The organism is Amycolatopsis thailandensis, from assembly GCF_042723255.1.
GTDB lineage: Bacteria > Actinomycetota > Actinomycetes > Mycobacteriales > Pseudonocardiaceae > Amycolatopsis > Amycolatopsis thailandensis.
In genome coordinates this window covers 1-11,350 of sequence record NZ_JBHXJK010000077.1, presented here as the reverse complement: position 1 = coordinate 11,350, position 11,350 = coordinate 1, and the positions used below count along the sequence as shown (strand labels likewise).

The window sequence follows — 11,350 nt, the reverse complement described above, 5'->3', positions numbered from 1 at the left end:
TGAGGGACCCAGAGTCCGTGAAGGCCTCCTTCACTACCTTCAGGGTAGGCAAGGAGGCCTTCACGGACCTCCATCTCTCTCAACATTGAGAGACGCGATAGCAAGGGTCCTTTGCTATCGTTCGTTAGCACGCTAACTAAAGGGAGCAAGGGTCCCTTGCTATCGCTCCGGAGAGTCGCTTCACGGGCACGGGCGCAGGTCGGCCTTCGTGAGCCGCACGTCCGGCCACCCCTTCAGTTCCGACGGCGCGGTGTACCGCCGCGTGCAGCCCACCGAGCCCCGGCCGACGTCGTAGACCTCGGCGAGCACCGGCGCCGCCTGGCACCGGGCCGACCCGGACTGCGCGCCGGGGCATTCGTGGCGCACGACGATGACGTCCGCGACCCCGTCGGCCGTCACGTCGTTCAGCGCGACCGTGCCCGCGTCGGAGAAGTACGGCTTCCCGGTGTCCCGCCAGATCCCGCCGCGCGCGACGAACAGCTCGCCCGCCGAACCGCCGCCCGCTTCACCGCGCACCAGGCAGACCGGCGTCACTCCGTCGACACAGCGCAAAGAATCGCCCTTGAGGGTGACCCCCATGTCGTTGATCATCAGCGGGATCACCGCGTCCGACCCGATCTTGATCACGCCCTGCTTCCCCGCTTCGTCGGCCAGCAGCACGACGGGCACCCCGGCGACGGTCATCGCGCCGATCTCGCGGCAGGCCGAGTGACCGCAGTTGACCCCGGGCGTGGCGGGCCCGGGTTCGGGAACCGGGTATCCACCAGGCGCTCCGTCGGGCGCCGGAGCCTTCGGGCGGAGCAAGACGACGGCCACGATCACGCCCGCCGTCACCACCACCGCCAGCACCGCGGTGAGCAGCACGGATCGCGACGCCCGCGCTTCCTGAGTCCGCATATCCGAGAGCGTAAGTGATCTAGCACAGAGTGCACGTCTATGTTGTTCCTGTGACGAACCCCGGACTGCCCAACGCCCTGTTCCTCCCCACGGCCAAAAAGCCGAAGGATTTCTCGAGCGCGGAGATCGAACTCCGCCCGACCAAGGACGGCCGGATGGCGTTGATCGCCTTCAGCTCGGTGCAGCGCCTGGTCGAGTGTTGCGGCCGACACCAGCCGTGGGCTCTGGTGAAGACGGAGCACCTCGGGCGGGTCTACCAGACCCAGCCGTACGACCTGATCGTGCTGGATTCCGACCTTCCAGAAGAACTTCGGCACCGCGAAGCACTGGTATAAAACAATGGTCACCGGGTGGCCTTGCTCTCATTATTCGGGGCGGTAACTTCCGTAAACTGCTGCGGAGCCGCATCGGGGCGGCCCCACGTGCGAACGCAGGAGGTACGGCGTGACCGAGCAGGCCGGCACAGGTGGTCCGGTGACCAAGATCCTGATCGCGAACCGCGGGGAAATCGCGGTACGGGTGATCAGGGCGGCGAAGGACGCCGGGCTGACCAGCGTGGCCGTCTACGCCGATCCGGATCGTGACGCACCCCATGTCCGTCTGGCCGACGAGGCCTTCGCGCTCGGCGGCACCACCGCGGCCGAGAGCTACCTCGTCTTCGACAAGCTGCTCGACGCCGCCAAGCGGTCGGGCGCGGACTCGGTCCACCCCGGCTACGGGTTCCTGTCCGAGAACGCGGACTTCGCGCAGGCCGTGATCGACGCCGGGCTGACCTGGATCGGGCCGAGCCCGCAGGCGATCCGCGACCTCGGCGACAAGGTCACCGCGCGCCACATCGCGCTGCGCGCCGGGGCACCGCTCGTGCCCGGGACGAAGGACCCCGCCAAGAACGCCGACGAGATCATCGCGTTCGCCGACGAGCACGGCCTGCCGGTCGCGATCAAGGCGGCGTTCGGCGGTGGCGGCCGCGGCCTGAAGGTCGCCCGCACCCGCGAGGAGATCCCGGAACTCTTCGAATCCGCGACGCGCGAGGCGATCTCCGCCTTCGGCCGCGGCGAATGCTTCGTCGAGCGCTATCTGGACAAGCCGCGTCACGTCGAGGCCCAGGTCCTCGCGGACCAGCACGGCAACGCGATCGTCGTCGGCACCCGCGACTGCTCGTTGCAGCGCCGCCACCAGAAACTGGTCGAGGAGGCGCCCGCGCCGTACCTGACCGACGAGCAGCGCAAGCGCATCCACGAGTCCGCGAAGGCGATCTGCAAGGAAGCCGGTTACTACGGCGCCGGGACCGTCGAGTACCTCGTCGCCGTCGACGGCACGATCTCGTTCCTCGAGGTCAACACGCGGCTCCAGGTCGAGCACCCGGTGTCCGAGGAGACCACGGGCCTCGACCTCGTGCGCGAGATGTTCCGCATCGCGCGCGGTGAGAAGCTGCGCATCACCGAGGATCCGGAACCCCGCGGCCACTCGATCGAGTTCCGCATCAACGGCGAGGACGCCGGCCGTGGCTTCCTGCCCGCGCCCGGCACCGTGACGAAGTTCGTCGCGCCGAGCGGCCCGGGCGTCCGGGTCGATTCGGGGGTCGAGTCCGGCAGCGTCATCGGCGGCCAGTTCGACTCGATGCTCGCGAAGCTGATCGTCACCGGTTCGGACCGGCAGAACGCGCTCGAACGCAGCCGCCGCGCGCTGGCCGAAATGGTCGCCGACGGGATGGCGACGGTCTTGCCGTTCCACCGCGTGATCGTGGACGACCCGGCCTTCATCGGCGACGAGAACGGGTTCAGCGTGCACACCCGCTGGATCGAGACCGAGTTCGAGAACAAGATCGAGCCGTTCGTCGCTCCGGAAGCCGCCGAGGCCGAGGAGGAGCAGCCCCGCCAGAACGTCGTCGTCGAGGTCGGCGGACGCCGTCTCGAGGTGTCGCTTCCCGGCGGGTTCTCGCTCGACGCCGGTGGCGGCGGGACGGCGGTCAAGGCCAAGCCGCGCAAGCGCGCGGGCGGTACCAAGGCCGCGGTGAGCGGCGACGCGGTGACCGCGCCGATGCAGGGCACCATCGTCAAGGTCGCCGTCGAAGAGGGCCAGCAGGTCGAGGCGGGCGAACTGGTCGTCGTGCTCGAAGCGATGAAGATGGAGAACCCGGTCACCGCACACAAAGCGGGCACCGTGACCGGCCTTTCGGTCGAGGTCGGCGCCGCTGTGACGCAGGGAACCCAGCTGTTCGAGCTCAAAGACTGACGAATGTCGTGGTTGACGGGCCCTCGCTCGGCCTACCATCGAAAGGGTGAGCGAGGTTCCGTCTCCGCAGCTGCGGATCAGTGATCAGGATCGCGAGTCCGCGCTGGCGGCGCTGGGCGAGCACATGAGCGTCGGCAGGATCGACATCGACGAGTTCGGTGAGCGGTCCGCCCGGATCACCGCGGCGAAGACGCGCGGCGAGCTGTCCGAGGTCTTCGTCGACCTGCCCGAACCGCATCCGGGGTACGACGTGCCGAAGCCGGCCGTGAGCAAACCGGCGTCGCCGTGGGCGGGCATCTCGTCGACCCAGCGCGTCATGGGCGCGCTTCTGCCGCTCCTGTTCATCGCCACCATCGTGTTCATCATCGGCACCGGCGCCAGCTGGTGGCTGATCGCCATCCCGATCGGGATCAGCGTCGCCGGTGAAGGGCTCTGGGGCAAAGGGTGGGAGAACGCCCACAAGAAGCTCGGGAAGCAGCGTCGACGGGAACTGGACGGCTGATCCGCCCGTAGACTCGGGACGTGAGTGCCGAGAGACCGGACATGCGGCTGAGCGACGCCGAACGCCAAGACGCGCTCGAAGCGCTGGAAGAGCATGTCCGCACCGGCAGACTCGACCTCGACGAGTTCGGTTCGCGATCGGCCAAGGTCAGCGCGGCGAGGATGGCCAGCGAACTGGAACCACTGTTCACGGACCTGCCCTCGCCTCGGCCCAGCGCCCTGCTCCCCCTGCCGCCGATGCCCGGCGTCGCGCAGGCATCGGCGAAGAACGAGGTCCAGCCGACGCCGAAATGGCTGACGGCCAGCGCCGTGCCGATCGCCGCCGCGGTCGCGATCGCGCTGTTCTTCTTCACCCGCGGGACGTTCCTGGTCTTCCTGCTCCCGCTGGCGGTCGCGCTGATCATGAGCCGCCGTCGCTGAAGGGGCCGGTTACCCTCGAAGGGTGGAACCGGTGGAGATCAACGCGGGCGAGTACTACCTGCGGCAACTGCGGGCGGACAAGGCTCTCGACGACCGTCCGGCGCTGGTCGCGGCCTTCGCCGACCCGACGCATCGCAAGTACGTCCTGAACTATCGCTTGCGCGACCTCGCCGAGGCGACCGAGTACGTCGCGTTGCGCGCGGCCCAGTGGGCCGGTGACGAACGCTGTTCCTGGGCGGTGGCCGAGCCGACGACCGGGGACCTGCTGGGCGAGGTCGGCCTGCGGGACCTCGATCTCGACACCGGGTACGCGGAGGCGTCGGTCTGGGTGCGGGCGGCGTCGCGGGGCAAGGGTGTCGCGAGCACCGCGCTCAACGCGGCCCTGCGCTTCGGCTTCGGCGGGCTCGGCCTGCGCGAGGTCAGCTACCGCTACGAGGAGACGAACGAGATCTCGGCCTCGGTCGCCCGCAAATGCGGGTTCACCCTGGTCGGGCCCGAATTGGACCCGGCCCCGACCGGGGAACGCCTCATCCGCTGGCGCCGCACCGCCTGACCCGCGTTTAGCGGGCTAATCGCGACGCGTTCAGTCGCCTGAATGCGGTAGTACGCATCACGAACTACCGCATCCAGAGGACGAAATGCGGGGGTCAGAAGGGGTAGGCCGGGGGCGGGTTCCGGACGGTGACCCAGCGGGTCTCGGTGAACGCCTCGATGTTCGCCGCCGCGCCGCCGAAACGGCTCCCGGTGCCCGAAGCGGCGACGCCGCCGAAGGGGCTGTTCGCCTCGTCGCTGACGGTCTGGTCGTTGATGTGCACGATCCCGGTCGGGACGCGGTCGGCCAGCTCCAGTCCTTTGAGGACATCGCGCGTGACGATGCCCAGCGACAGCCCGTATTCGCTCGCCGTCGCGAGGCGGACGGCCTCCTCCGCGTCGGAGAACCGCACGACCGGCGCGACCGGGCCGAAGATCTCCTCGGCGACCGCGGGCGCGTCCGGTGGCACGTCGGCGAGCACCGTCGCGGAGTAGAACAGCCGGTCGTACTCGGCGCCGGCGGCGACCCGCGCCCCCGCCGCGACGCTGGCGGTCACCAGCTCGTGGATCTTGTCCCGCTGTCCCGCGTCGATGATCGGCCCGAGCGCGACCTCGTCCCGCGCCGGGTCGCCCACCCGCAACGCGGCCGCCTTCGCCGCCAGCCGCTCGACGAAGTCGTCGTAGAGCCGCTCGTGCACCAGGTGCCGCCCGGTGGTCATGCAGATCTGGCCCTGGTGGAAGAAGGAACCGAACGCGGCGACCCCGGCGGCTTCGTCGACATCGGCGTCGTCGAGCACGATGAGAGCGGAGTTCCCGCCCAGCTCCAGATGTGCCCGCTTCAGATGCTTCCCGGCGAGCTCGCCGACCTTGCGCCCGGCACCGGTCGACCCGGTGAACGAGATGACCCGGACCGCCGGATGCGTCACCAGCGTCTCGCCGACGTCCGCGCCGCCCGGCAGCATCTGGAACACGCCCGGCGGCAGGCCCGCTTCCTCGAAGATCCGCGCGAGCACCACGCCACCGGTGACGGCGGTGCGCGGGTCCGGCTTCAGGATGACCGCGTTGCCCAGCGCGAGCGCCGGGGCCACCGAACGGATGCCCAGGATGATCGGCATGTTGAACGGCGAGATCACCGCGACGACACCGGCCGGGACACGGCGGGCCATCGAAAGACGCGGTTCTTCACTCGGCAGGAGTTCGCCGTACGGACGGCCGGGCAGCGCCGCCGCCTCGTAGCACTCCTGCTCCGCGACGTGCAGCGAAAAGCCCGCGACGCCCGGGACCGCGCCGACCTCGCGGACGTTCCACCAGCTGATCTCGTCGGCGTACTCGGACCACAGCCGCGCGGCCTTGCGCAGGACGGCGGCCCGCTGGACGTGCGGCGTCGCCGCCCAAGCCCGCTGCGCCTCGGCCGCGGTTTCCGCCGCTTTCGCGGCGTCTTCGGCCGAGGCGATCCCGACGCTTCCCAAGACGTCGCCCGTCGCGGGCTCCGTGACCTTCCGGGTGCCGCCGGTACCGGGGACCCACGCGCCTCCGGCGAAGATCCGGTCCGTCCACGTCGACGAGTCGAGAAAAACCACAGGGCCACCTTCCAGGTCGGGGATGGCCGACGCTATGCCAGATTCACTCGATCAGGCAATGATTCCTGCGCGCCTGGCACACCACTCGGCGCGAAGGATCAACTCACCGGTTCGATGATCCCCGTGCGCGCTTCCGGCGCGGCCGAGCGCAGCGCGTCGGCGGCCTCGTCGCTCGGCTGCGACTGGGACTCCCGTTCCGCGTCGACCCGCGCCGTGTACACCTCGACCTCGCGCTTCTCCTGGTCCTTCGACCAGCCGAGTACCTCGCCCACCAGCGTCGCGACCTGAGCCGCGCAGTCGACGCCGCGGTGCGCGTACTCGATCGAGATCCGCGTCCGGCGCGCCAAGACGTCTTCCAGGTGCAGCGCGCCCTCGTGGCTGGCCGCGTAGACGACCTCGACGCCGAGGTAGTCCGGAGCGTGCTCCAGCGGCTTCAGCAGTTCCGGCCGTCCTTCGCCGAGCGCGAGGACTTCGTGCACCATCGAGCCGTACCGGTCGAGCAGGTGACGGACGCGGTACGGGTGCAGCCCGTGCTCGGAAGCCAGGTGGTCGGCCTGGTTCACCAGCGCGTGGTAGCCGTCCGCGCCGAGCAGCGGCACCTTGTCCGTGATGGACGACTGCGGCCTGCCGGGCAGGTCGACGGCCGCGGCGTCGACGGCGTCGGCCGCCATCACCCGGTACGTCGTGTACTTGCCGCCCGCGATCGCGACCAGTCCCGGCGCGACCCGGGCGACCGCGTGTTCACGCGAAAGCTTCGAGGTCTCTTCGCTTTCCCCGGCGAGCAAAGGCCGGAGTCCCGCGTAGACGCCTTCGATGTCGTCGTGGGTCAGCGGGGTCGCGAGCACGGTGTTGACGTGTTCGAGGAGGTAGTCGATGTCGTGCTTCGTCGCGGCGGGATGCGCGAGGTCGAGGTTCCAGTCGGTGTCGGTGGTCCCGACGATCCAGTGATTGCGCCACGGAATGACGAACAGCACGGACTTCTCGGTGCGCAGGATCATGCCCGATTCCGAGACGATCCGGTCGCGCGGGACGACGATGTGCACACCCTTGCTCGCGCGGACGCGGAACCGGCCGCGGCCACCGGAAAGCCGTTGCAGCTCATCGGTCCAGACGCCGGTGCAGTTGACCACCGCGGAAGCGTGGATCTCGGTCTCGCGGCCGTCCTCGACGTCGCGCACCTTGACACCGGAAATGCGGTCCGCCTCGCGGAGGAAACCGACGACCTGGGTGGAAGTGCGCACCACGGCGCCGTAGTGCGCGGCGGTGCGGGCGACGGTCATCGTGTGCCGCGCGTCGTCGGATTGCGCGTCGTAGTAACGGATCCCGCCGATCAACGCGGACCGCTTCAGCGCCGGGACCATCCGCAGCGCGCCCGCGCGGCTCAGGTGCTTCTGGCCGGGGACCGACCGCGCGCCGCCCATCGTGTCGTACATCAGCAGGCCCGCCGCGGTGTACGGACGTTCCCAGATCCGGTGGGTCAACGGGTACAGGAAACTGACCGGCTTCACCAGATGGGGTGCGATCGTCGTCAGCATCAGCTCGCGTTCGCGCAGAGCTTCCCGCACCAGACCGAATTCCAGCTGTTCGAGGTAGCGGAGCCCGCCGTGGAAAAGCTTGCTGGACCGGCTGGACGTTCCCGAGGCGAGGTCGCGCGCTTCGACCAGGGCGACCCGCAGACCACGCGTGGCGGCGTCGAGCGCGGTGCCCGCACCGACCACTCCGCCGCCGATGACGACGAGGTCGAACTTGTCCTCACCCAGCCGCTGCCACGACTCTTCCCGCTTGAGCGGTCCCAGCCTGGCGGGGCTGTTTTCGGCTTCGCGCTGAGAGCTTGCCACGTGACATTCCTCCTTGGTGCCGCTGTGGCTCCAGCATCGCACGATCGGCCACGACGGGTCCGTTATGCGGGTGACACGTGTGGCGTAACCCTCGTCGATCTTGAAAGAATTCGTCCGCTCAACGCCTGGAAGGAACAAATACGCGACGGTAACGTGCGTCGGACGTGGGTCGGCAAGGGCGCCGTAGCACACCGTGTACGACCCTGCGCGGAATGTCCAAAGTGGAGGTCGTACGGTGAGTGTGGGAGCCATATTCGTTTGGGAGCTGCTGGGAACGGCGGTCCTGATCCTGTTGGGCAACGGCGTGGTCGCCAACCACGTGTTGCGGAAGAACAACGGCCACAACGGTGGCGTCGTGATGATCACCCTCGGGTGGGCGTTCGCGGTCTTCGCCGGCGCGAGCATCGCCGCGCCCAGCGGCGCGCACCTCAACCCGGCGGTCACACTGGGCCTCGCCATCGCGGACAAGACGAAGTGGGCGGACGTCCCGATCTACTTCGCCGGTCAGCTGGTCGGCGCGATCCTGGGCGCGGTGCTCTGCTGGGCCGCCTACAAACTCCAGTTCGACGACCACCCCAACCGCGACGAGACGCTCGGCATCTTCTCGACCGCGCCGCAGATCCCGAACAAGGCCTGGAACCTCGTCACCGAGATCATCGGCACCTTCGTGCTGGTGGCGTGGATCCTGCTCAGCCCGGTCTATGCCAACGCCGCGGGTGAGGGCGGGACGCCGAACTTCGGGAACTCCGCGCTCGGCTACGCCGGTGTAGCGTTCGTCGTGCTGGTCATCGGCCAGTCCCTCGGTGGCCCGACCGGTTACGCCATCAACCCGGCCCGAGACCTCGGCCCCCGCATCGCGTACACGTTCCTGCTGCCCATCAAGAACAAGGCCAACCCGAACTGGGGCTACTCCTGGGTCCCCGTCGTCGGCCCGCTGGTCGGCGGTGCCCTGGCCGCCCTGCTCTTCCTCGCCGTCCACAACCTCACCTGAGACTGGAGTTTTCGATGACTTCGTACGTAGCCGCGATCGACCAGGGCACCACGTCGACCCGCTGCATGATCTTCGACCACTCCGGCCGGGTCGTCGCCGTCGACCAGCGGGAGCACGAGCAGATCTTCCCGAAGGCGGGCTGGGTCGAGCACAACGCCGAGGAGATCTGGGAGAACACGCGGGCCGTCGCGGCGGGCGCGCTCGCCAAGGGCGACCTGGTCGCCAGCGACGTCGTCGCGGTCGGCATCACCAACCAGCGCGAGACCACCCTCGTCTGGGACCGCACCACCGGCAAGCCGGTGTACAACGCGATCGTCTGGCAGGACACCCGCACCGACAAGATCGTCAGCGACCTCGGCGCCCTCGGCGGCGGCCAGGAGCGTTACCGCGCGAAGGTGGGCCTGCCGCTGGCGACCTACTTCTCCGGGCCGAAGATCAAGTGGATCCTCGACAACGTTGACGGCGCCCGCGCCAGGGCCGAAGCCGGCGACCTGCTCTTCGGCAACATGGACACCTGGGTGCTGTGGAACATGACCGGCGGGGTCGACGGCGGCGTGCACGTCACCGACCCGACCAACGCGTCGCGGACCATGCTCATGGACCTCGACACGCTGGCCTGGGACGCCGAGATCGCCGAGGAGATGACCATCCCGCTGGCGATGCTGCCGGAGATCCGGTCGTCCTCGGAGACCTACGGCAAGGTCCGCGAGAAGGGCGCGCTGGCCGGGGTCCCGATCTCGGGCATCCTGGGCGACCAGCAGGCGGCGACCTTCGGGCAGGCGTGCCTCTCGCCGGGTGAAGCGAAGAACACCTACGGCACCGGCAACTTCATGCTGCTCAACACGGGCACCGAGAAGGTCATGTCGGACAACGGGCTGCTCACCACGGTCTGCTACAAGATCGGCTCGAACGACACGGTGTACGCGCTCGAAGGGTCGATCGCGGTCACCGGTTCGCTCGTGCAGTGGCTGCGGGACAACCTCGGCCTGATCGGCTCCGCGGCCGAGGTCGAGCAGCACGCCCGCAGCGTCGAGGACAACGGCGGCGCGTACTTCGTGCCGGCGTTCTCCGGCCTCTTCGCCCCGTACTGGCGCTCCGACGCCCGCGGCGCGATCGTCGGCCTCACCCGGTTCGTCAACAAGGGGCACATCTCGCGGGCGGTCCTGGAGGCGACGGCGTTCCAGTCGCGCGAGGTGATCGACGCGATGAACGCCGACTCGGGTGTCCCGCTGAAGTCGCTGAAGGTCGACGGCGGCATGGTCGTCAACGAGCTGCTCATGCAGTTCCAGGCCGACATCCTCGGCGTGCCCGTGATCCGCCCGGTGGTCAACGAGACCACCGCGCTGGGCGCGGCCTACGCGGCCGGTCTCGCGGTGGGCTTCTGGAAGAGCGAAGACGACATCCGCAACAACTGGGCGCAGGACAAGCAGTGGGACCCGTCGATGGACGAGGCCCGCCGCGAGTCCGAGTACCGCAACTGGAAGAAGGCCGTCACGAAGACCTTCGACTGGGTCGAGGGCGAAGACTGACCCTCGCTCGCTGATACCCGCGGTCCGTGAAGGCCTCCTTCCCTACCTTGAGAGTAGGGAAGGAGGCCTTCACGGATTTACGCGTTCAGCGTTCCGAGGTCAGCCGAAAGCGCCGCCACCGGTCTGCGGCGCACCCGCGGGCTTGACCTTCACCTGCGGTGTCTTGCCCGGCGACGTCCCGCCCGGCGACGGCGTCACGCACGGCTTCGTCAACGCGGCCGGGACGACGGCGCCCTCGCTCGACGGTTGGCTACTGGACGGCGGTTCGCTGCTCGAAGAAGGCGGTTTGCTGCTGGACGGCGGCTTGCTGCTCGACGGCGGCGTGCTCGACGGCGGCGTCGTGGCCGGCAGGCAGACGATTTCGAACTCGACGGTCGCCGTCCCGCTGGCGGCGGGCAGGTTCGGCCCGCCGTCGCAGTGGAAGCTCGCCTTGAACTTGCCGGTCTTCCCGGCGGCTTTCCCGTGCCCGAGGTACGGCGCCTGGTTTCCCGAGCCCGGCCGGCTTTCGAGCGTGACCGGACCGGCCAGACCCGGCGATGTCACCGCGGTGCGCGTGCCATAGCAGCTGGCGGTGAACTCCAGCGCCTGTCCGGGCGCGACCTTCGCCGGGCTGACCCAGAGCTTCGGCGGCGGCGCGGTCGCCGATGCCTGCGGGGCGATGACCACCCCCGCCGTCATCGCGAGCAGACCCGCGCCCGCGACTATTCCCTTGATTCCCATGATCTTTCTCCCTCAGTGCGAGCCCTCGCATCAGGAACACCCTCGGGAAAGGGAATCGGTTGCCTTTCGAAAGCAAAAGACTCGTGAGTGGCTAGGACGGTTCTAACC

The 11,350-nt window shown here is 69.0% G+C and carries 11 protein-coding genes; 7 read left to right on the top strand and 4 right to left on the bottom strand.

From position 1 onward, the window contains the following. Positions 1-180: 180 nt before the first annotated feature. A complete protein-coding gene (locus tag ACFWMR_RS27190) occupies positions 181-864 on the bottom strand; it encodes a hypothetical protein (RefSeq protein ID WP_378380419.1) in 684 nt (227 codons plus the stop codon). An 83-nt stretch (positions 865-947) separates the two neighbouring features. On the opposite strand from ACFWMR_RS27190, the gene ACFWMR_RS27185 reads away from it, so the two are divergent. The 5 genes from ACFWMR_RS27185 (at position 948) to ACFWMR_RS27165 (ending at position 4,606) form a co-directional block, all read left to right on the top strand. Then, a complete protein-coding gene (locus ACFWMR_RS27185; RefSeq protein ID WP_093934910.1) occupies positions 948-1,232 on the top strand; it encodes an SAV_915 family protein in 285 nt (94 codons plus the stop codon). Between the two features lie 109 nt (positions 1,233-1,341). Next, entirely contained in the window at positions 1,342-3,132 is a 1,791-nt protein-coding gene (locus ACFWMR_RS27180; protein WP_378380400.1) for an acetyl/propionyl/methylcrotonyl-CoA carboxylase subunit alpha, read from the top strand. Between the two features lie 46 nt (positions 3,133-3,178). Further along, a complete protein-coding gene (locus ACFWMR_RS27175) occupies positions 3,179-3,634 on the top strand; it encodes a DUF1707 SHOCT-like domain-containing protein (protein ID WP_093934912.1) in 456 nt (151 codons plus the stop codon). A 41-nt stretch (positions 3,635-3,675) separates the two neighbouring features. After that, positions 3,676-4,053, top strand: coding sequence for a DUF1707 SHOCT-like domain-containing protein (locus ACFWMR_RS27170; protein ID WP_093934913.1), 378 nt, complete (start codon positions 3,676-3,678; stop codon positions 4,051-4,053). Between the two features lie 22 nt (positions 4,054-4,075). After that, entirely contained in the window at positions 4,076-4,606 is a 531-nt protein-coding gene (locus tag ACFWMR_RS27165; protein ID WP_093934914.1) for a GNAT family N-acetyltransferase, read from the top strand. 94 nt (positions 4,607-4,700) lie between these two features. Here ACFWMR_RS27165 and ACFWMR_RS27160 read toward each other — a convergent pair whose 3' ends face one another. Both ACFWMR_RS27160 and ACFWMR_RS27155 read right to left on the bottom strand, forming a co-directional pair. Next, positions 4,701-6,164 (bottom strand): aldehyde dehydrogenase family protein, encoded by a 1,464-nt coding sequence (locus tag ACFWMR_RS27160; protein ID WP_378380398.1) that lies wholly within the window; start codon positions 6,162-6,164, stop codon positions 4,701-4,703. Between the two features lie 98 nt (positions 6,165-6,262). Further along, entirely contained in the window at positions 6,263-8,002 is a 1,740-nt protein-coding gene (locus ACFWMR_RS27155; RefSeq protein WP_093934916.1) for a glycerol-3-phosphate dehydrogenase/oxidase, read from the bottom strand. Positions 8,003-8,237: 235 nt separating this feature from the next. On the opposite strand from ACFWMR_RS27155, the gene ACFWMR_RS27150 reads away from it, so the two are divergent. Together ACFWMR_RS27150 and glpK are read left to right on the top strand one after the other, a co-directional pair. Further along, a complete protein-coding gene (locus ACFWMR_RS27150) occupies positions 8,238-8,993 on the top strand; it encodes an MIP/aquaporin family protein (RefSeq protein ID WP_208635975.1) in 756 nt (251 codons plus the stop codon). A 14-nt stretch (positions 8,994-9,007) separates the two neighbouring features. Further along, positions 9,008-10,522, top strand: a complete 1,515-nt coding sequence (glpK, locus tag ACFWMR_RS27145; RefSeq protein WP_378380397.1) for a glycerol kinase GlpK — start codon at positions 9,008-9,010, stop codon at positions 10,520-10,522. A gap of 99 nt (positions 10,523-10,621) precedes the next feature. On the opposite strand, the gene ACFWMR_RS27140 is transcribed toward glpK, so the two are convergent. Beyond that, a complete protein-coding gene (locus ACFWMR_RS27140) occupies positions 10,622-11,242 on the bottom strand; it encodes a hypothetical protein (RefSeq protein ID WP_378380396.1) in 621 nt (206 codons plus the stop codon). Positions 11,243-11,350 lie beyond the last annotated feature (108 nt).

Excerpts from the sequence above, each read along its gene's own strand:
- ACFWMR_RS27170 (WP_093934913.1), top strand. The coding sequence starts at position 3,676 with ATGCGGCTGAGCGACGCCGAACGCCAAGACGCGCTCGAAGCGCTGGAA.
- glpK (WP_378380397.1), top strand. The coding sequence starts at position 9,008 with ATGACTTCGTACGTAGCCGCGATCGACCAGGGCACCACGTCGACCCGC.
- ACFWMR_RS27140 (WP_378380396.1), bottom strand. The coding sequence starts at position 11,242 with ATGGGAATCAAGGGAATAGTCGCGGGCGCGGGTCTGCTCGCGATGACG.